The sequence below is a fragment of the Mesorhizobium sp. 113-1-2 genome (assembly GCF_016756475.1).
Classification (GTDB): domain Bacteria; phylum Pseudomonadota; class Alphaproteobacteria; order Rhizobiales; family Rhizobiaceae; genus Mesorhizobium; species Mesorhizobium loti_C.
Genome location: NZ_AP023242.1, coordinates 7,711,468 through 7,731,999, shown reverse-complemented (window position 1 = coordinate 7,731,999; position 20,532 = coordinate 7,711,468). Strand labels below are relative to the sequence as shown.

Below are 20,532 nucleotides of genomic sequence, written 5' to 3'. Positions count from 1 at the left end.
TCACCGCCCGCGTCGACGTCGGGAACAAGATCTTGATTGTCGTCTGCGCTCAACCGCTCTTATGCCGAACTCGAAGGATACGGACCTGCGTCTCGCCGCGCGGGATTGCATAAGCTGGCTGCAGCGTCCATCGGTATCACCGGTTCGGCTTCGAGACGTTCCGGAAACCCGCCGAGGCCGGCGCGCCGGCGATGCGCTCGTGGCCATCGAAGCGCGTCCCGACATGGCGCGGGCGTAACGACCGGCTTGCGAGGAAGGGGATCATGTCAGACCTTGCGCTGTTGCAGAAGAAGGTCCGCAAGCTGCAGTCGCGCGCGGGAGCCGCCAAGATGGAATTGCACGACCTTGCCGAGGACCTTCCGGTCAACTGGACCGAGATCGAGGCGGTCGCCTGGAAAGCCTTCGAGGTTTTTGCCGAGTTGGATGCGGCAAAGGAAGAACTCGCAGCGTTGGAGAATTCACAATGACGGGCGCTTTCGTCACCCGCGACGGCTCTCCCTGGACGCCGCACTATCTGACTGCGATCGATGGCGCGACCTGCATCGGCTGCGGCCGCTGCTTCAAGGTCTGCTCGCGCGAGGTCATGCACCTTCATGGCGTCGATGACGCAGGCGAAATCCTCGGCATCTGCGCGGGCGAGGACGACGACTTCGACGGCGAGCTCAACCGCATGGTCATGATCGTCGACCATGCCGGCCGCTGCATCGGCTGCGGCGCCTGCGGCCGCGTCTGCCCGAAGAACTGCCAGACCCACCTTGCGGCCGACCAGCTTGCTGCATGAGCTGGGAACAAGACCAGCAGAACGGCGCCACATTCGCCCATCACCGTGGCTATTTCAGCACCAGCCAATGGCCGCCGACAGACCAGGCGGCGGCGTTCGACCGGCATGTGCTTGCCTGTGTTTTCTACCTCGCGTTCGAGGAGGTCGAGGCCGGCAAGGCGACCCCGACCGAAGCAACCGGCCTTTCGCGTGCCGACCTGCGAGATGTCATGACACGCTATTTCCCGGCTGTTCCCGTCAACGCCTTCGCGCTGGAAATGCTGACCGATCCCGAGCCGGATATGGAGGAAGGGCTTCTGCGCGGCTTGCTTATTGGACATGCCAGGCCAGGCGATCCGGCGAGCACCCTCTTCGCCAAGATCATCGCCAGGCGCAGTTTGCGCAATGACCATCTGTGGCAGGACCTTGGCCTTTTCAATCGGGCCGAACTCAGCCGCTTAATGGCCAGGCATTTCCCGGCGCTGGCGGCCGGCAACACCAAAAACATGAAATGGAAGAAGTATTTCTATCGTAAGCTCTGCGAGGCTGAAGGCTTTTCGCTATGCACCGCGCCCAGTTGTCAGGAATGCGGCGATTTCGAAAGCTGTTTTGGCCCGGAGGAAGGCGAAAGCCACTTGGCACGGATCAAGAACGGGCTCGCTTAAGAGCCGCTTTCGTCGCCGCCGCCGTCCGGGCTTGATTGGCATCGAAGACGCACGCGCTTTTCCCGGCGACGTCGCGCGGAGGACGGGATGTTCAGCGCCTCACGATATTTCGCAACGGTGCGGCGAGCAATGTCGATCCCGGTTTCCTTGAGCCGGGTGGCAATGTCGTCGTCTGAAAGCACTTCGTTGGGCGATTCCACGGCAACCATCGCCTTGATTTGATGGCGGACAGCTTCGGCGGAGTACGCGTCGCCGCCTTCGGAGGAGCCGATCGCGACAGTGAAAAAATACTTCAGTTCGAACACGCCGCGCGGGGTCAGCATGTACTTGTTCGACGTTACCCGGCTTACCGTCGACTGGTGCACGTTGATCGCATCCGCGACAGTCCTGAGATTGAGAGGCCGCAGGTGGGCGACCCCATGTTCAAAAAAGGCGTCCTGCTGGCGGATGATTTCAGCCGCTACCTTGAGGATCGTCTTGGCGCGCTGATCAAGGCTGCGGATTAGCCAGTTCGCGTTTTGGAGGCATTCGTTGAGAAATGACTGATCTTTCGAATTTTGAGCGCTTAGGCGGGAGACCTGGGCAAAATAGTTTTGGTTCATCAGCAGCCTAGGCAGCGTGTCTGGATTGAGTTCGATTTGCCACCCACCTCCGGGAGAGGGCTGGACCAAGACGTCGGGAATGATCGATTCAGGCCCTCCGGATTGGAATCGGTTTCCGGGCTTGGGATCGAGCGCGCGGATTTCGTGCAACATTTCGAGAAGGTCGTCTTCATCGACACCGCAATGGCGCTTCAATGTTTGAAAATCGCGTCGCGCCAGCGCTTCAAGATTGGCGACCAGCGCTGCCATTGCCGGGTCGAACCTGTCTAGCTGCCGCAATTGTATCTCAAGGCATTCGCTGAGAGTTCGCGCAAAAATACCCGGTGGATCGAACTGCTGCAAGGTTCCGAGAACCCGTTCCACAACAGCCTCCCGGACATTCAGGCTGCGGGCCAGTTCCGAAAGGTTCACCGGAAGGTATCCGGTGTCTTCCAGATGACCGGCAAGCTCGCCAGCTATTCGCCGCTCCAGCGGCGCGAATGCGCTGAGAGCGATCTGACGAGCGACATGGTCGTGCAATGTTTCGATGGACGTCCAGGAATCTTCGAACGCATGGTTTCCCCCCGGTTGGACATTGTTTTTGCCGCGGATTGATTTCCACTGCGAGGCCCGATCCGATATTCCGCCCGTGGTCGGCCCGATGCGCGGGTTCCCGGTCGAAATCGACGGAATGTCCTTCGGCGCCCGGTTTGAGGCCCGTTCCAGAAAGGGGTTCTTCTCGATTTCCTGCTCGACGAACTGATGCAGTTCGGGATGCGCCAGTTGCAACAGGCGAATGGATTCCATCATTTGCGGCGTCAAAACCAACGATTGCTTCTGACGCTGAAGCAGGCTTGCTGAGGACTCCATGGCTAGCGTGAAACTCCTACCGAGCGACCCTTCGCCTTGTGCAAGGGGATTTTCGAGACGTTGACTCGTCTAGATCATGCAGCCGTCACGGCTTTGGCGGCTCTCAACGTTTCAAGGACGTTCTGCGGCGACGATACGCCATAGGGATCGGCCTCGCAGTTGTCGCAGAAACCGTCCTCCTCGAAGCACTGCTCCACTACGCCATTGTTGATCACGGCAGCGTAGCGCCAGGAGCGCATGCCGAAGCCGAGATTGTCCTTGGCAACCAGCATGCCCATCTTGCGGGTGAACTCGCCCGAGCCGTCTGGGATGAGCTGGACTTTCTGCAGCCCCAGGGCCTTGCCCCAGGCATTCATGACGAAGGCATCGTTGACGGAAACGCAGTAGATCGCGTCAATTCCCTCCTTCTCGAACTCGTCGTAGAGCATTTCGAAATCGGGCAACTGCAAGGTCGAGCAGGTCGGGGTGAAGGCACCGGGCAGCGAGAACAGGATGATGCGCTTGCCGCGGAAATAGTCGTCGGATGTCTTGTCTTCCCAGCGGTACGGGTTTGGCCCCTCGATGGAGTCATCGCGAACACGCGTGCGAAAGGTGACGAAAGGAACCTTTTTTTTGACGGTCATCAATGTGCTCCTGGAGGAAAACTGGTGCGCTGCTTTTTCGGTTGAAACTGACACGGCATCGACCTCGGCCGGCAATTCGGCCGGGCGCCGCGCGTTTTGTGTCGTCCTTGGATCAGCCATGGCAAAACCGCTCGCAAGCACGGGCGTCTGAAGAAACGAGCTCTCGATTTGCCGCGGCAACGAGAACGGTACGCGCTTGTACGGGGCGTCGCGATGTCAGCAATGGTCTTACTCCTGGCCACCTTGTGATGGGTTCTGCCGAGTACGACGCAAGCGCCATGCCATTTGATTTTAGGCTTGGGTTCACACTGTTTTTTGCAGCGACCCTCTTTGCCTTGAGCGGCCAGAACCATGCCTTCGCCGAGACCGAGCGCGCGCCCATAATCACCAGATCGTGGGCTCTGGGCGGAGGGCATCCCCTTTATGGGTATCAAGCCGCGACCCTCTTTGTCCGAAGCTGGACAAAAATGTCGGAAGTCGGACCGGAGGGTCGCCGGGTCCGGGTCGCCGGCGCGGCGAACACGTGGCTCGTATTCGAAGCGAAAATCTGGGCTCAAACTCGGAACGAGGGACAGGAGTCGATCGGGGTTAACCTGACGAGGGTCCCTATGGCCTCCGTTCTCAGGATTGAGACGGCTGACAGGCCCACGCGCTTCGCCTATCGACGCTCGCGAGACCGCTTCGAAATCGACAACGGGTACAAAAAAGCCAGCACGTCCATTAGCAAGCTGGCCATGTGATCTTTCTGAACCGCGCTTGCGTGAGGCGGGCACGGTCCCAAGGTGATGGAAAAAGCCGCCTTGTGCTCTCGGAGCATTTTGAAGCTGCCGCGACTTTGCTGTCGGGTTTGTCATGTCCGGGACAGCCAGGCTTGCGGCTGCGCATTCGTTCAAGCTGTTGAATGATATGTAGAAAATCTCCTGCAGGGCTCTTTCCGCGCCGTTGGCACGACTTTTGAAGCTCTCATGTGAGACGGCAGGAGATACCGACTGGCGTCCATTCGTGAGTGATATCGCGCTCAATGCAATGAAGGAAGACGACATGTCAGGTCAGCGTCAGTTCAGATTCTATCCGAAACGGGCATTGCCCGCGGAATGCAATATCGACCGGCGTGACTGGCGTCACCGTCACAACCGCCCGGCACCGGCCAATGGCCACCGATCGATCTGCAGATACGGTTCGACCAGAATGTGCTTGCTCCTGCCCTCTCGCCGGCGCTTGAGGAGACCGGCGAGCACTTCGGCGGCCAACCGGTCTTTCGCGTGCCGCGCTACGGATATCCTCGCAGAGATGATCGACCCCGAACCGCTGTGGAGCAAGAGCTTCATTCCGGTTCGCCGTTCGAAGCTGGAAAACGCCGGGTCTCCGACGATTTCGCTCGTCGGCTCTCTAGATGACCAAGATGCCATGGTGCGCGGCCTGGTTAGTGGTTAGACGGCAGGAGAAATGCAATGGCGATCAACCCGGTCCCAGATCATGTCCCGCCCGAAATGGTGAGAGACTTCAGCCTGTTCACATCGCCAGGCATGCCACCAACGCCCAACGGGGATCCACACGCAGCCGTCGCTTGCGCCCATGACGGGCCTCCGATCTTCTATTCCCCCTACAACACGCAAGATGGCCGGGGCACCTGGGTCATCACCCGCGCCGCAGATCAGCGTAAGGTGCTGCAGGACACTGAAACTTTTTCCAGCCATCGCAGCATCTTCTCCTCCATACTGGGCGAAACCTGGCCGACGATCCCGCTTGAGCTCGATCCACCGGCCCATGGCGCATTTCGCTCACTGCTCAGTCCGCTGCTTTCGCCCAAGCGGGTGACGGCACTGGAACCGGCTGTCCGTGAGCGAGCGATAGCCCTGATCGACCGGATCACCGCATCGGCCACGAGCTGCGACGTCATGAAGGATTTTGCCTTTCCGTTCACTGTCAGCATCTTCCTTCGGTTTCTGGGGTTGCCGGATCAGGGACTCGATACATTTGTCGGCTGGGCGAAAGATCTGCTCCACGGCGACGATGTGGAACGACCTGTGGCTGCCCGCAAGATTGTGGCTTTCATCGATGAACTTGCAACCAATCGCCGCAAGGATCCGGTCGACGATCTCATGACCTTCATCGTGCAGGCACAGATCGAGGGCCGCCGGCTAACCGACGGGGAGATCCGTGGCATCGGCGTGCTTGTGTTCGTCGCGGGACTTGACACTGTCGCAGCAGCTATTGGCTTTGACCTGGCTTATCTAGCGCGCAACCTCAAGGATCAGGAACTGCTGCGCAGCGAACCGGCCCGCATCCTGCTCGCAACCGAAGAGTTGCTGCGGGCCTATCCGCCCATTCAGTTGATCCGCGTGGCTACGAAAGATATCGACTTCGAAGGCGCGCCGATCCGAAAGGGGGACTATGTTTCGTGCGCCACGATGATTGCAAATCGCGACCCGGAGGAATTCGAATCCCCCAACACGGTCGATCTGGCGCGAGATCACAACCGCCACGCCGCCTTTGGCTATGGTCCCCACCGTTGCCTTGGCTCACACCTTGCCCGGCGCGAGATTGTCATTGGCCTGGAGGAATGGCTGGCGCGCATACCGACCTTCCGGATCAAGGAGGGTACAGCGCCCATCACCTGTGGCGGCCATGTGTTCGGGATCGAAAATCTGATCCTGGACTGGTCATGACCATCGCCGAGCCATGCCAAGACAATGGAGGCAGCGCTATGCGCATTATCGTCCACAATGCCAAATGCCAGGGTCACGCGCGATGCTGGGCGCAAGCGCCGGACATCTTCAAGCTTGATGACGATGGCTACATCCTGCCCGGTGACATTCAGGTTGCGGAGGGGGAGCAACTGCTTGCGTCACAAGGCGCGCGATCCTGCCCCGAACGTGCGCTGGAAGTCGATCGCACCTCGGCAGCGCGGTTCGAACCAGCCGCCATGCAACCAAGAACTGGGGAAGCTTAGGTGGAATCGACGAGACGTGGCCCCACACCGCAAAGCAAGATGTCCGGCCGCTTCCCTGCCAACCTCCTCTCCGGCATCGAGACCTCAATGACACGCACGCGACACGTGAAGTTCGTCTCCGTTCTGGCTTCTTCAGTTGCCGATCGGTTCGACCTTGCACGCACCTAGAGGCACGAAACGCCTCTTCCAATCTCAAATTTGCGACAGAGCGATGGGCCAGGCAAAAATCACCGAACTGCGCGACCGCGAGGCGATCCGCGACTGCCTTTATCGGTACTGCCGCGGCATAGACCGCGCGGATGAGGCTGCGCTGCGCAGTGCATATTGGCCCGATGCGCATGACAATCACGGTGCCTATCGCGGCTCAGCCGAGGGCTTCTTTGAGTTTGCGCTTGGTCTCTTCAAAACCGGACCGCGCTTAATCCACCAGATCACGAACGTCTTGATCGAATTCATCGACCCGTCGGAGGCCGTGGTCGAAAGCTATTTCACCGCGCTGCAACGCGGACCAGACAATGACGGAGAAGCACGCCAGGTGCTTCTCTGCGGCCGTTACTGCGATCTTTTTCAGAAGAGGGAAGGGGCGTGGCGCATTGCCGAACGGACCGTCGTTTACGATTGGCTCGAAGAGCAGACCCCACCAGCGGTCCCCGAGGCAGAACGGTTCGGCTTGCGGCAACCGATCGGAGCAGCGCATCCCAATGACCCGGTTTACGCGCTCAGGAAGCGCCGCAGCTCGTCATCAAAATGAAAATGCCATGCATGTCACCACAATGCTTTCCAAGGCTCCCAATTGCGGAGCCGCGTCGCGGGAGCGGTCGCGGAACGCAACACGTCTACCCGGTATGGAAACTCGCCGTCACCAGGACGTCCGCGACCGGTCTTGCGGCTGACTCGCGTCGATATCTCTGACGCTGGCTGCGGAGAGGTTCATATGAAGCAGGCAGGACGGGTCGTCATCATAACGGGAGCGGCAGGCGGAATCGGCCGTGCGCTGGTCGAGATCGTTGCCGCCGATGGAGACATCGTCGTTGCGGTGGACCTTCCTGGCAGCGGCGTTCTTGAACTGGCCGGCGGTCTCGGCCATCCGCATCTGGGCCTCGAATGCGATGTCTCACGAGAAGAGGACATTGTCGCCCTATACGGCCGCATCGAAGCGCAGTTCGCGAAAATCGATGTTCTCGTCAACAACGCGGCGATAGGACCCGCCATGGCTGCGACTATCGACACCGGTTTCGAGGCCTTCCGACGCGTGCTGGCAACAAATCTGATCGGGCCTTTCATCATGGCCGGCGAAGCGGCAAGGCGCATGCAGCCCGGCGCTGCCATTGTCAACGTCGCTTCGCTGGCGGGCGTGCTCGGCAATCCCAAGCGCAACGCCTATGCCAGCTCGAAGGCAGGCTTGATCGCTCTCACGAGATCGCTTGCATGCGAGTGGGCCTCGCGCGGCATCCGCGTAACGGCGGTAGCGCCAGGATACGTGCGCACGCCGATGGTGGCGGAACTGGAACGTGCGGGCAAGATGGACCTCGCGGCCGTGCGCCGCCGCGTGCCCATGGGGCGAATGGCGCGCCCCGACGAGATCGCTCGGGCCGTGCGTTTTTTGGCCAGCGCACAGACGGGCTACATCACAGGATCGGTGCTGACGGTCGACGGCGGTTGGATGTCGTTCAACCAGCCGGGCGACGCGCACCCGCCGGTCGACGAGACGCCTCGAGCCGAACTCTTCCGGCCGGCCGAACGAACTGGCGCGCGCACAGTGGTCGTGACGGGCGGCGCGAACGGTATAGGCGCCGCCGTCGTTCGCCGCTTTGCCGCGAACTCCGACACAGTCGTGATTGCTGATAAAGATGGTGCTGGGGCGGCAGAACTCGCTGATTTGCTGGGCGGCAGGCACGTGGCGAAATCCGTCGACTTGGCGGTCGAGAGCGACCTGGTGGCGCTGTTCGAGGAAATACGGGGGCGCTTCGGTCGCATCGAGGTCCTCGTCAACTGTGCTGCTATTGCCGATACGTTTGTGCGAGGGATCGAAATCCCGCAACAGATCGAGCGGGTGCTGGACGTCAATCTCACCGGCACCTTCACCTGCGCGCGCGAGGCGATCAAGTCGATGGACGCCGGCGGCGTAATCCTCAATCTTGGATCGATCAATAGTTTCCTGCCCTTCGTGCCGCGCCATGCCTATGGGGCGTCCAGGGCGGGTATGAACATTCTGACCCGGTGCATGGCGGCCGAACTCGGGTCGGTCGGCATCCGAACGGCCACCGTCGCTCTTGGCTATATCCGTACGCCTGACATTGCTCAGTTGGTCGAGTCCGGCTGCATCGATTCCGTAGCGATCAAACGGCGCATCCCGATGGGGCGGATGGGAGAGCCCGAAGACGTCGCCGAGGCAGTGTTCTTTCTGGCCTCGCCTGATGCCTCATACGTAAACGGCTCGACCCTCTACGTGGACGGCGGCTTGACCTCGTTGGCTGACGCGCGAAACGCCCAGCCAACCGATCAAGAAAATCCAACGGAATGTTCGCCGGCGACGGGTTGCGGTTCGTCGAAGCCGACGAGGTTCGAGGATTGAGACTGCGGCTGCATGGAACGTGCCAAGCGCGGCTTGCCAAGTGATCGTCTTCATCGGTGACGGAAAACTCGTCATCAGGGTCGAATGACTAGCCAGGTTTTGGCGCTTGCCTGCGGCCGCCGAACGATAAGCGGCTTTGCGCAAGATCGTCGACTACGTCGTCGCCAGGCCGCATCGATACCGCGACCCACCCGCAATCGGCACAAGTCGAAGGCTTGATTGGCCACTTTGTGTAAACGAGGGACACGCCATGGAATTCGCGACGTTCATCTTGGCGGCCCAGCGAGGCTATCATCAATCGTGCGACAGCGTCATCGGTAACTCCATTGAACAGACAATCGCTTCGGAGCAGGCTGGCTTCAACACCGCTTGGTTCGCCGAGCACCACTTCAACAATTACAGCCTGGTTCCCTCGCCCTTGATGATGGTGGCGCACTGTGCTGGCCTTACGAGCACCATTCGCCTTGGCACCGGTGTGTGTGTGCTGCCGCTATATCAACCGCAGCGCCTGCTCTCCGAGATCGGCTTTGCCGAGATCGTTTCGAACGGCCGCCTCGAACTCGGCGTCGGCTCGGGATACCAGCAGTTCGAGTTCGAGCGCTTCGGCGTCGATGTCGATCAGGCGCCGGCCGTGTTTGCGGAATACCTGGATATCCTTCTCAAGGGCCTTAACCAGAAGGTCTTCGAGCACAATGGCCAGTATGAGAAGATACCTTTAACGGCGATTTCGCTGCGCACCATCCAAAGGCCAGCCCCACCGATCTGGATCGCCTGCGGGTCCGCGCGAAGCATGTGCCGGGCCTATCGTGAGGGCCACAATCTTTTCGTCACGGCGTTCCACAACGGCTTGGAAAACTTAAGAACGCTGCGTGAGACCATCGAGGCAGCAGCGGCCTCGCGGGGTAAGGATGTCACCGCCGCCAAGATAGGGCTTCTGCGCTGCTGCTATGCCAGCGACGATCAGGCGGAGATCGACAGCTATCTCGACAACGCCCGCTTCCAGCGCCGGCTATCTGAAGCACTTCATCAGCGCCGCCAGCAGAGCCGGGACGGCTATCTGCTGCAGGAAACACCGACGCAGCAGGATCTGTCGTTCGAGACCATGCGCCAGAACCTGCCGATCGGCAGCGTAAGTCGCGTCATCGATCGCCTGCTGGAAGAGATAAGTATCCTGAAGCCGGACCAGATCGCAATTCAGACCCAATTGGGAGATTTCGACCAAAAGACGATGCTACGCCAGATTGAGCTCTGGGGAGACAAGATCATCCCATCGATCAACAAGTCGCTTGGTTAGGTCAAGGCTTGAAGTTCGGAACGGCCACTGGGGGAGCTGAAATCTCGCATGCCGATGCTCGACACTTCGTCCATGAGGCATGGATAAATAATCAAGCCGACCGGCGATCACCGGGATCGAAGACCAACGTCGTCCGTCCTTGCCTGCACGGACCGCCGGTCTTCCGCTCCCTGGCAATCTCGCTTGAGACCGTTGATCGGCAGCCTCGGAACGGCCGCCATGGCGTAGACGAATAGCCACTCCCGCTACCCCTCTTGTGTCCGAAGTTGGACGAGGATGTCGGAAGCCCGACAAATGTCGAGAGGGGACCTGGCCCGCCGGTATGGAGAACTGGTGCGGCGCAGGTGGTTCGCCAATTCGGCACGCGCCTTGCTTCGTTGATTCTGTATGTGTGCACGACAGTGGCAGATCGCCGATCGGTGGGCAGAGCGGTTCGCCTCTGAAAGTACTTCGTCGGCAGCGATGACAGGCTTGTCGGCTGGACAGCGTCGGTGGAGGTGAGACCGCATGGTGGAGAGGCAGTCTGGTGCGCAGACGCGAGAGAGCTTGCGCCGAATGATCGCGTCCAGTGAACTCGCCTTCGCAATGGAGGCTCATGACGGCCTTTCGGCGGCGATTGCCGAGCGCGCTGGCTTCAAGGCGCTCTGGGCGTCCGGCCTCTCGATTTCATCCAGTCTCGGATATCGAGATGCGAACGAAGCTTCCTGGTCCCAACTCGTCGATGTCGTTGAGCGAATTTCCGACACGGTGGACATTCCAGTCCTCGTCGACGGGGACAGCGGGTTCGGGAACTTCAACAATGCCCGTTTGGTCGCCCGCAAGCTGCGCCAACATGGCGCGAGCGGCATATGTATCGAGGACACGGCGTTCCCGAAAATGAACTCGTTCATCGGTGATCGGCACCCGTTGGCCGATATTCCCGAGTTCTGCGGCCGGCTTAAGGCGGTGAAGGACCAAGTGCCGGATGCGGAGTTCGTTCTGGTCGCCCGGATCGAGGCGCTCATCGCCGGCCGCGGAGAGGATGAGGCGCTGGCGCGAGCACAAGCCTACGCTGAGGCCGGCGCCGATGCTATTCTGATTCATTCCCGCAAGTCCAACGCTGAGCAGATTTTCGCCTTCACGCGCGCCTGGCAGAACCGCCTTCCGGTCGTGATCGTGCCTACGAAATATTACCGCACACCGGTCTCCGCGTATCGGGCGGCCGGAATCTCCACGGTCATATGGGCGAACCACAACATGCGCGCGGCGATCTCGGCCATGCGCCAGGTCTGCGACCGCATCCTCCGCGAAGAAAGTACCGCCGGTATCGAGGACGAGGTGGCGACGCTCGACGAACTCTTCGATCTGCTCAATTACCAGGAACTCTCAGCGGCGGAAGAGAAATATCTGCCGCAGACGGCGACCGGCGTGCGGTAGCAGGCCCAGCCCGTCTTTGAAAGCAAACGAAAACGGGAGCGCACATGCTTGCGCATCGGACAAACCTGTTCGGTACATCGGGTACCGCCGCGGCGCGCGCTGCCGCAAAAGCGGCGGCCGATGCTGGCAAGGAGATCATCGATCTGACCGCCGGCGAGATCTGGAGCGAGCTTGCTCCCACGATTCGCGACGGCGCGATCGACGCCATCAATAAGGGCGTCAATCGCTATACCGATACGGTTGGCATGGTGGAGCTGCGCGAGGCACTGGCGCGGAAGATCTCCCTCGATACCGGACAGATCTGGAAGGCCGAGGAAGTTGCCGTGACGTCCGGAGCGAAGCAGGCCTTGTTCAATGCCGCAATGGTGCTGCTGAACCCGGGCGACGAGGTCATCATCCCGGCGCCTTACTGGACAACGTTTCCGGCCCAGGTGCTAATCGCCGGCGGCACACCGGTCTTCGTCGACACCAGATCCAACGGTTACGTCCCGCGCCCCGAGCACATCAAGGAGGCGGTCACCGAACGAACGCGGGCGATCGTCGTCAACACGCCCAGCAATCCGGCCAGTGCGGTCTACGATGTTGAGACCCTGATGGCCATCGCTCAACTGGCGGTCAGCCACAACCTGTGGATCATTTTCGACGAGTGCTATGGCGACTTCGTGCATGAGGATCATACCCACCATCCGATCGTCTCGGTCGCCCCCGAAATTCGAGCACGCGCGCTGATCGTCAGCTCCTTCAGCAAATCGCTGGCATTGACCGGCTGGCGCATCGGCTATCTGGCGGGTCCAAAAGAGGTGATCAATGCCGTCAACGCGCTGCAATCGCACACCACTTCGAATCCAAACGTAATTGCCCAGCACGCGGTGCTCGCCCATTTGCAAAGGGGTGGCTCGGACTATGAAGGCAAGCTGCGTTCACGCCTCACAAGCGCCAGACGGATCGGTCTTGACGTGCTTGCTTGGTTGACGCGTGTACCGGTCCCCAGGGCGCAAGGCGGCTTCTATTTCTATCTCGACCTTTCCCATCTGCTGCGATCGGCATCGGAAGACGGCGCCTCAACGACAGCCGACGATATCGTGACGGCACTGCTTGCCGAAACTGGCGTCGCAGCTGTGTCGGGCGCCGCGTTCGGTGACCCCGCCGGCCTGCGCCTGTCCTATGGAATTCCATCTGAAAAACTCGCGACCGGCCTGGCCCGGCTCGTCGAATTCCTCAACTCCTGGAAATGACACCGCAACACAACGAAAGAGGTGAATGAGATGCCTCCCGCTGCTCCCAGGAAAGCCGTCATTCTCGCTGCCGGCTTCGGCTCCCGCCTGCGTCCGCTGACCGATCTGTGTCCCAAGCCCCTCGTCGAAGTCAACGGCACACCGATACTTTACAATGCACTGTGGAACCTTCAGACGGTGGGAGTTGAAGAGGTGACGATTGTTGTCGGCTATCGCAAGGATGCCATTCGCCATGCCTGTGGCGAACGCTTCGGTAGACTTGAAATCAACTATGTCGAGTCCTCGGTCTTCGACAAGACAGGGAGCGCCTACTCGCTCTGGCTGGCACGCGACACGCTTCTTTCCGGCGACTGTTATCTCCTCGAAGGTGACGTCTTCTTCGAAGAAGATGCGCTGCGCCACCTGATCAGGGTGGAGGCGGCCAATGCCGCCGCGGTCGCGCCCTTCGATCCATCCATGGAAGGGTCCGCGGTCGTCCTTTCCAGCAACGGCTTCATATCCGAAGTCCGGTTGAAGCAGACGGCGGCAAATCTGGTATCAGGCACCCCGGTGCTCTTCAAGATGATGAACCTCATCCGGTTCTCTGGCGCCGAACTCCAAACGGCGATCGTCCCGGTCCTCCACGACCTGATCGGCTCGGGCGCAATCAAAGCCTATACCGAGGAGCTGCTCGCGCATCTCATCGAGCAGCGCGGACTGCAACTCGCCGCGGCGCGATGTGACGATTTGCGATGGTACGAGATCGACAGTGAACAGGACCTGCGGGTAGCGGAAAGGATTTTCGCCTTCGAGCGACCTCGCAGACATAGTGCCGACGCGCCGGCCGCCGTGGCGGGGGTAGGAGGATGATCCGCTATCTGTTCGACGCTGCAAATGCCATTACGGCCCTTGGGCTGATCTTGGCCACCACGGCGATCTACTTTGCTTTGATCGGGCGCTTCGAGATTGGCATCTGTTTCGGCTTGTGGGCTCTTTTGGCAGATGATGCCGACGGCATGGTCGCGAAGAGTTCCCCGAACCGGTCCGCTTTGATGGCACAGCTGGGTGGCGCGTTGGACGGGCTGCTTGATTTGGTCTACGCAGCCGTCTTTCCAGCGGTTCTGATTTTGTCCTTCAACGCGTTCTCCGTTCCCGCATTGTTGGCTGCCAACTGCCTCATCCTGTCAGGGGCTCTGCGCCTCAGCTATTTTTCGACGTTCGGACTGGACGCTGACGGATTCGGCAGAGGATTGCCGTTGAACAATAATCTCTTCGTGTTGGCGTTCCTCTTCGTCGCCGACCATCACTTGCCGGTGCAAGGCCTGGGCAACCTATTGATCGGTGCAGGGTTTGTGCTGTCGGTCCTGCATCTTTCAAACTTCAAATTTCCGGGTACCGGCAGTGCATTGCGCTTGGGCAACCTTACACTCGCCGCAGCCGGATCTGTCGCCTTGCTCACAGCGTGAATCAGTTTGTAGCCATAGGGAAGAGAATACATGGAAAGCTCTTTCGAGGTCGAAACTCGCACCGTCTTTGATCGCTACCAGCGCCAGCAGGAGAATGATGACCACATATTCGACAGGTTGGTCTCTCTAATCGAGGAGGAATATTTCGGCCTGCCAACCGGTAGCTTCCGCGGCCTTGATGTCCTGGACGCGGGCTGCGGCTCTAACGCGAATGCGTCCTATGCGTTTCTCGACAAGGGGGCACGAAACGTTGTTTCGCTTGAATTGAGCAATGATTGGATGGATTGCGCGCGCAAACGGCTCAGCCGATTTGGGCCGCGCTCGGAACTGGTCGCTGGCAGTGTGCTCGATCTGCCGTTTGACGACTTCAGTTTCGATTTTGTCCATTGCGCAGGGGTTTTGCCGCACACCAGCAATCCGAAAAAAGGCTTTGAAGAGCTTGCCCGTGTAACCCGCCCCGGCGGCAGCTTCTTTTTGACGATTATGGGTACCGCCAACGGCGTCATTTACCGATGCATCAATCACTTGCGAGAACTCTACCAAAGCGACGAACAATTCCGCAGTTCCATTGACAATCTGGATGCATCCACCGCACGCGAAGCCATCAACTGGCTGTTGCGAATAAAGGACGGCGAAGAGAAAGAATATATACCCGGCGAAAACGAATTCTTTCGGAGTCTTTTTGACGATGATTTGTTCGTGACGATCCGGGATCGTTTCCAGGCGCCGACCTATCACGGGTTCGCATTCACAGAGGTGCAAATCCGAGGCTGGTATGGCGAGTGCGGCTTCGAGAAGATCCGCAGGATCTCAAGGTATACAAAAAATTTCCATAATCTTCGGCGCTTTCTCGCTCCGATGTACCGTCATTATGACCACCCGCTGGCCCGCTTCTGGTTCGGCGATGGCTGCATCCAGATGATCGGCGAAAAGCCGAGCACGTAGTTGGCGTTATTCGTGCCAAGAGAGCGACCCCAATGTGCGGAATCTTTGGGATAGTCCTCAAAAACGAGGGAACACCCGTTTGTGCTGAGGCCGTTGAGCGTTGCGCTGAGGCTCTCGCTCATCGCGGGCCTGATGCCAGCGGCCTATACATTGATCAATCGGTCGCATTCGCGCATCGACGGCTATCGATTGTCGACGCTCATTCTCGCGCCAATCAGCCCTATCGCGATGACAATACCGGAGTTGTGGTGACGTACAACGGCGAGATATTCAACTATCGGGAAATTAGAGCTGAATTGAGGGATATGGGTTTTTCCTTTTCGACGGTGTCCGACACCGAGGTTCTAATTCTTAGCTATATTGCTTGGGGAAAGTCATTCTTAAACCGCCTTGACGGGATGTTTGCCTTCGCGCTTTTCGATCCCCGGAACTCGCTTGCTCTCATCGCCCGAGATCGTTTGGGGGTAAAACCCCTTTACTACACGATCTGCGATGTTGGCCTTCTCTTTGCGTCGCAGCCGAACGCTCTCATTCGCTGGCCGGGCGTCATGCGCGGACCCGACATCATCGGCGCGCTCAGTTTTCTTTCCTATCGCGCGGTTGTCGGTGCCAGGACGCTGTTCGCCGGGATCTCCAAGTTAGAGCCCGGCCATCTCCTCGCAATAAGGAACGGGCGACACACGTCCGAACGTTGGTGGAATCTGTCGGAGCGCATTTCGCGATCGAAGCCGGACTATTCCGACATAAGGAGACTATTTGGAAGCGCCGTCGAACGTCAGCTGGTGTCTGACGTACCGGTCGCCGCATTGTTGTCCGGTGGACTTGACTCGAGCATCCTCGCCTATGAGGCGTCCACCCGCTCCCAAATCCGTCCGATCTGCTATACCGGCAAGGTCGAGACCGCCGATTATGACGAGACGGCCTATGCGATGGAGGTCGCCGCAGAATTTGGGCTCACTCACCGGGTCGTCCCAATTGGAGAACCTTCCGATATCTACGCTGTGTCAGAGCTGGTTCGCCTGCGCGGACATCCGCTTGGGATGCATAACGAAATCGCAATGTTTACGCTCGCAAAGGCGATTTCGAAGGAGCATAAGGTCGTCCTCACCGGCGAGGGGGCCGATGAGATTTTTGCTGGCTACAGCCGATTGTTCCGTACGCCGTATGATTACAATCGAAGCAAGATCATCGCCGCATTACCACGTGCTCTTGCCCAGGTCGCACGCCGGCGCCTCGGACTCGACGTCCATGGCAGTCAATTGCAGTTCTTCCTGGCGCGTTACAGCTACTTCCCGACCGATGAAATCCGCTCGCTTGTCATCGATGGGCGGGTACGAAGGGAGCACGAGATGGCTCTGTTCGATCACTTCTCGACTCAATTTGCAGAGGCCGGCGGAGATTTCTTTAGCAAGATCTCATATGTTCTCGTCTCTACGCATTTGCCCGCATTGCTGGAAATGGTTGACAACACCACAATGGCAGCTGGGCTTGAAGCTCGCGTTCCTTATACCGATCACCAGCTCGTTACCGCCGCAATGGCGATGCCCGGCTCACAGCGGTTGAGGTGGAGGTCTCCAATCGCTTCGGTCCAGGCACTGTGGCATCCGGTTGCTTCCTTCAGCGAACGTCTCGATGTCTCAAAATTCCCCTTAAGAAGGGAATACCGGAGCGTCTTGCCCAGATCTGTTCTATCTCGCAAAAAGATGGGATTTCCGCTGCCACTGGGTCAGTGGGCCGTTGGCGAGGGAGCAACGGAATATCGAAGGCTGCTGTTTGATAAGGACTCTCCACTGGGAGATTTGTTCGATCCTGCTGCTTTGCGGCGTTGGTTCGAGGCCGGACGACGAAATCCTTCAGACTCGTTTGGTCGGAAGTTCTGGCTGTTGGCCAACCTTGGGATATTCTTCAAAGAGGTATTCTCATGACGAATATGCGAGCCCGCAGGCGGTCGCTTGCGGGCATGTTACAGAAGACCCCTTGCCGAAAACGGGGCGTCGGACAATCCCAAGATCTGAGCAATGGTTGGCGTGAACTCTTCAGCGGAGCCCCAGGCAATATTGCAAGGTTGCATTCCAGGGATGCTCAACAGGCATATCCGATCGTCCTCCGCGCTGCCCGGTCGAAAACCGTGGGTGGACAAGTATCGAGGTCTGCCCGTCGGGCCAGCTTCTTGCGTGTCTCCAACGGTCTCCTCGAAGGAGTGTCCAGGAGGTGCGACATAGGTCGCTATGCAATCGCGTTCATTTACCGGAACATGGTCGCTCGACCACGGCTCCACTTGGAAGCGCGCCAACAGTCCGTCTGCGATTCTGCGGTCATGAGCTCCGTCAACCAGGACATGGAGCGTCGCTCCTTCACTTTCCCAAAGCAAGTCAGGGATGATCGCATCCGGATAAATGGTTGTATGGACGGCGCTATGTCCATGGTCACTTGCGACTACGATCGCGTAATCGTCTTTCCGCCCGACTCGCCTCAGTCCTTCGATGAGAGCGCCAATCATCATGTCGGCCGCGGCGATAGACCAATGTGCCGCCTCGCTTTCGTATCCGAACTGATGCTGAATCGAATCCGTCATGTCGATCTCGGTCAAAATGAGATCAGGCGGGTTCTCCGAGCAAGCCAGCGCTCCTGCAGCCCCGATCATGAGATGATCCGCGGCCAGGCCCGCAACGAGAGCAGTGCTCGCAACGGTGTCGCTACTGGACGGGAAGCCGAAGAGATCGAGCACGCCGGCGGCTCGCAACCGCCCATTTGGATCTTTGATCATGCGCGAGCGAGCGATGCGGTTTTCGGGCAGGCTCTTAAATGACCGGCTTCCCTGGAGAAACCCTCGTTCCCACCAGGCCGGCACGAAGACATCGCAATCGGCTGGGTCGATCAACCCAGCGCCGATGGACGCGACATCAAGCCCGCTATTTTTGGCAAGCTTTGCAATGGTCGGAACCCGCAGATCAGACGCGTCGGCGCAGACAAACGAGCCATCTCGCACAATGTGGTTTCCGTAGATCCCGTTCGCTTGAGGCGCCGCGCCGGTTAGCATGCTTGCGCGCCCCGGCATCGACGTTCCCGGCACCGTTGAGCGCAGGCGAGTGATGGACAGACCGTCTCCTGCCAAACGAAGAAGCGTCGGCAACCGATGTTTGTGCTTTTCGAAATAGTCCGCGCTTACGCCGTCCATGAGGATCAGAATCGCTTTCGTAGGAGCGCGCGGCTTTATCGAGGCAGGCGTCTGAAAACGAGCGGTAGGCCTGGATGGATTGGTGTGGGTCATGTTGCACCTGGAAGAGACCGATCGAAACCAAAGCCCCCTATAGGCTTCGGATGACGCCGGTATGAACGCATCACGGGATACTTCGAGCGCCAGTGGGTCGTTTTGATTTTGGGAATGGGCGCTTCTACGCGCTCTTTTTGCTTCCTTCAGAAGAAAGGAGTCCGAGATGGCCGATACGACCCGTGCTATTTTTATCCTCGATTTCGCAGGGCCAAAAATACATCTGTGGAGTGGCAGCTACGATGCACCGTTGGTTCCTATCAACGGTCAGCCGCTCTTGGACCGTCTCGTCAACGCCTGTGTCGAAAACGGCATTGAAGATGTCACTCTCGTTGAAAACTTGAGTAGCGGCACATTCGATGGGTTCCGCCTGCAGGACAGCACAAATACGCTTTCGTGGCACGACGCGCATGACGGCGATCTCATTGAGAAGTTCCGCCAACATGATGGCGATACTCTCCTGATATGGGGAACACCGCTTTTCGACAGTGAGGTTCTTGACGGTATCGATGTCAACAAAGGTTTGCGCGGCTCCGCTTGGCGGCCCGACGCGCCGACCGGGATTTATCGATTGAGGGCTGATGTTCTACGCAATCTTTTGACCGAAAGCCGCGCCGCGGCATCTCTGCATCAGGCCTTGAGCAGGTTAGTCGCGGGCCTGTCCCAACGAGACGTAGCGTTGCCTGACAATGTGCTGACTGCCGGCTCCAAGCTGCTCGATATTTGCGACGGTGTCGACGTATCCATCGCCGAATTTCGGTGTGACAAGGAGAACGTGCTGCGGCGTCTGGAAACGAGCGTCGGAGGTTATTGGCGCAAGCCAATCGCCGAGCACATGCTTCTTTGCAATACCCGCTTCCCTCCCAAGACTTTTTACGATCGGCTGGCGGCGAGGCTCGAAGGCGTGTTGACATGCTACCCTTCTCAGCAGATCGATATCGCTTCAGTTGTTGGCACGATGACCTCGCAGCAGCCGGACTTTATTGCAGTCGGAAACGGGGTGACCGATCTCATCCAGGCGCTCTATTCAACGCTGAACCCCACAATCGCGATTCCCGTGCCGACGTTCGCCGGCTTTCAAACACCACTCGATGACGAACAAAAGAACAACTTCGTCCTCACCCCGCCCTATTTCGATCTCGACGTTCGAGCTTTCCTGGAATTCGTACTGGCGACAGGCGCGGATACGGCAATCGTTGTAAATCCAAACAATCCGACCGGTCGACTTGTTGATCATGCTGACGTGGCATGGCTGGCGGAGGCCCTAGGATCTCGAGGGCGGCGGCTGATCGTGGATGAATCGTTCATTGATTTTCCCGCTGATGGCCGATCAAACAGCGTTGAGACTCTGGTGCCGTCCTGTGCCAATTTGATCGTGGTGAAGAGCCTTGGAAAGGTCTTCGGACTTGGAGGAATCCGGCTCGCCTACCTCATGGCTGGCGATCCCGCGCTCGTTGCCGCCGTGCGCCGGAAACTGCCGCTGTGGAACATTAACGGTATTGCGGAATACACACTGTTCCTGCTTCCCGAATTCGCAGAGGAACTGGAACACAGTCTAGAGATGTTGCGAGAAGATAGAGAGCTGTTCATCGAGGAGCTGCGGACGGTACCGGGCCTCGACGTCGTACCTTCGCAAACGAATTTCATCTTGTGCCGGCTGCCTGAAAATTCGGTATCCGCTGCCGAGCTCAAGCGCCGCCTCGTTCTGTTCGAATCCGTCCTCGTAAGAGAATGCGGCTATCAAGCCATGAACGACGCAGATCGATATCTGCGCCTGACGGTTCGAAGTCGGACGGAAAACGAAAGGCTGGCAAAAGCTCTGCGGCGCACCTTAAGCCGCTCAACGGCCTCTGAGAGTGACGCCCTGACGTGACATTTGCGCAGCGAACTGAATAGTCT

The 20,532-nt window shown here is 58.9% G+C and carries 20 protein-coding genes; 17 read left to right on the top strand and 3 right to left on the bottom strand.

The annotated features are described in order from the left end of the window. Window positions 1–263: 263 nt before the first annotated feature. From JN279_RS37130 to JN279_RS37120, 3 genes are read left to right on the top strand one after another with little or no spacing between them, the layout of a single operon-like run. Window positions 264–467: a CCE_0567 family metalloprotein gene (locus JN279_RS37130; protein ID WP_027033180.1), complete on the top strand. Its 204-nt coding sequence runs from the start codon at window positions 264–266 to the stop codon at window positions 465–467. Continuing rightward, window positions 464–781 carry a ferredoxin III, nif-specific gene (gene fdxB, locus JN279_RS37125; RefSeq protein ID WP_096453599.1) on the top strand — a complete coding sequence of 106 codons (318 nt, stop codon included), beginning with the start codon at window positions 464–466 and terminating at the stop codon, window positions 779–781. Before JN279_RS37130 ends, fdxB begins: the two co-directional genes overlap by 4 nt. Next, entirely contained in the window at window positions 778–1,425 is a 648-nt protein-coding gene (locus JN279_RS37120) for a nitrogen fixation protein NifQ (protein WP_202351638.1), read from the top strand. Before fdxB ends, JN279_RS37120 begins: the two co-directional genes overlap by 4 nt. Here the strand turns inward: JN279_RS37120 and rpoN are convergent. Both rpoN and JN279_RS37110 read right to left on the bottom strand, forming a co-directional pair. Then, window positions 1,422–2,876 carry an RNA polymerase factor sigma-54 gene (rpoN, locus tag JN279_RS37115; RefSeq protein WP_202351637.1) on the bottom strand — a complete coding sequence of 485 codons (1,455 nt, stop codon included), beginning with the start codon at window positions 2,874–2,876 and terminating at the stop codon, window positions 1,422–1,424. The two genes, JN279_RS37120 and rpoN, sit on opposite strands and share 4 nt — an antisense overlap. A 74-nt stretch (window positions 2,877–2,950) precedes the next feature. Continuing rightward, window positions 2,951–3,499 carry a peroxiredoxin gene (locus JN279_RS37110; protein WP_096458527.1) on the bottom strand — a complete coding sequence of 183 codons (549 nt, stop codon included), beginning with the start codon at window positions 3,497–3,499 and terminating at the stop codon, window positions 2,951–2,953. Between the two features lie 248 nt (window positions 3,500–3,747). Here JN279_RS37110 and JN279_RS37105 point away from each other — a divergent pair, with 248 nt between their 5' ends. The 13 genes from JN279_RS37105 (at window position 3,748) to asnB (ending at window position 17,287) form a co-directional block, all read left to right on the top strand. Continuing rightward, the gene (locus tag JN279_RS37105) at window positions 3,748–4,239 is read left to right on the top strand and encodes a hypothetical protein (protein ID WP_202351636.1); all 492 of its coding nucleotides are present in this window, start codon (window positions 3,748–3,750) and stop codon (window positions 4,237–4,239) included. Window positions 4,240–4,501: 262 nt separating this feature from the next. Continuing rightward, a complete protein-coding gene (locus tag JN279_RS37100) occupies window positions 4,502–4,933 on the top strand; it encodes a hypothetical protein (protein WP_202351635.1) in 432 nt (143 codons plus the stop codon). A gap of 17 nt (window positions 4,934–4,950) precedes the next feature. After that, the gene (locus JN279_RS37095) at window positions 4,951–6,168 is read left to right on the top strand and encodes a cytochrome P450 (RefSeq protein ID WP_010913582.1); all 1,218 of its coding nucleotides are present in this window, start codon (window positions 4,951–4,953) and stop codon (window positions 6,166–6,168) included. Window positions 6,169–6,206: 38 nt separating this feature from the next. Beyond that, window positions 6,207–6,452, top strand: coding sequence for a ferredoxin (locus JN279_RS37090; protein WP_027056547.1), 246 nt, complete (start codon window positions 6,207–6,209; stop codon window positions 6,450–6,452). 211 nt (window positions 6,453–6,663) lie between these two features. Then, complete coding sequence (locus tag JN279_RS37085; RefSeq protein ID WP_010913584.1) at window positions 6,664–7,203, top strand: nuclear transport factor 2 family protein; 540 nt, start codon at window positions 6,664–6,666, stop codon at window positions 7,201–7,203. 183 nt (window positions 7,204–7,386) lie between these two features. Continuing rightward, window positions 7,387–9,027 (top strand): SDR family oxidoreductase, encoded by a 1,641-nt coding sequence (locus tag JN279_RS37080; RefSeq protein ID WP_202351634.1) that lies wholly within the window; start codon window positions 7,387–7,389, stop codon window positions 9,025–9,027. A gap of 250 nt (window positions 9,028–9,277) precedes the next feature. Further along, window positions 9,278–10,321 (top strand): LLM class flavin-dependent oxidoreductase, encoded by a 1,044-nt coding sequence (locus tag JN279_RS37075; RefSeq protein WP_010913587.1) that lies wholly within the window; start codon window positions 9,278–9,280, stop codon window positions 10,319–10,321. Window positions 10,322–10,828: 507 nt separating this feature from the next. After that, window positions 10,829–11,737: a phosphoenolpyruvate mutase gene (gene aepX, locus JN279_RS37070; RefSeq protein WP_010913588.1), complete on the top strand. Its 909-nt coding sequence runs from the start codon at window positions 10,829–10,831 to the stop codon at window positions 11,735–11,737. Window positions 11,738–11,781: 44 nt separating this feature from the next. Continuing rightward, window positions 11,782–12,972, top strand: a complete 1,191-nt coding sequence (locus tag JN279_RS37065) for an aminotransferase class I/II-fold pyridoxal phosphate-dependent enzyme (protein WP_202351633.1) — start codon at window positions 11,782–11,784, stop codon at window positions 12,970–12,972. Between the two features lie 30 nt (window positions 12,973–13,002). Beyond that, complete coding sequence (locus JN279_RS37060) at window positions 13,003–13,821, top strand: phosphocholine cytidylyltransferase family protein (RefSeq protein WP_202351632.1); 819 nt, start codon at window positions 13,003–13,005, stop codon at window positions 13,819–13,821. Next, the gene (locus JN279_RS37055; protein ID WP_010913591.1) at window positions 13,818–14,417 is read left to right on the top strand and encodes a phosphatidylcholine/phosphatidylserine synthase; all 600 of its coding nucleotides are present in this window, start codon (window positions 13,818–13,820) and stop codon (window positions 14,415–14,417) included. Before JN279_RS37060 ends, JN279_RS37055 begins: the two co-directional genes overlap by 4 nt. Window positions 14,418–14,447: 30 nt before the next feature. Next, entirely contained in the window at window positions 14,448–15,362 is a 915-nt protein-coding gene (locus tag JN279_RS37050; RefSeq protein WP_202296329.1) for a class I SAM-dependent methyltransferase, read from the top strand. 32 nt (window positions 15,363–15,394) lie between these two features. Further along, window positions 15,395–17,287, top strand: coding sequence for an asparagine synthase (glutamine-hydrolyzing) (gene asnB, locus JN279_RS37045; protein WP_202296327.1), 1,893 nt, complete (start codon window positions 15,395–15,397; stop codon window positions 17,285–17,287). A 38-nt stretch (window positions 17,288–17,325) separates the two neighbouring features. Here asnB and JN279_RS37040 read toward each other — a convergent pair whose 3' ends face one another. Continuing rightward, the gene (locus tag JN279_RS37040; protein ID WP_199201500.1) at window positions 17,326–18,633 is read right to left on the bottom strand and encodes an alkaline phosphatase family protein; all 1,308 of its coding nucleotides are present in this window, start codon (window positions 18,631–18,633) and stop codon (window positions 17,326–17,328) included. Window positions 18,634–18,799: 166 nt separating this feature from the next. On the opposite strand from JN279_RS37040, the gene JN279_RS37035 reads away from it, so the two are divergent. Next, the gene (locus tag JN279_RS37035; protein WP_202351631.1) at window positions 18,800–20,506 is read left to right on the top strand and encodes a pyridoxal phosphate-dependent aminotransferase; all 1,707 of its coding nucleotides are present in this window, start codon (window positions 18,800–18,802) and stop codon (window positions 20,504–20,506) included. The last annotated feature ends 26 nt before the right edge of the window (window positions 20,507–20,532 follow it).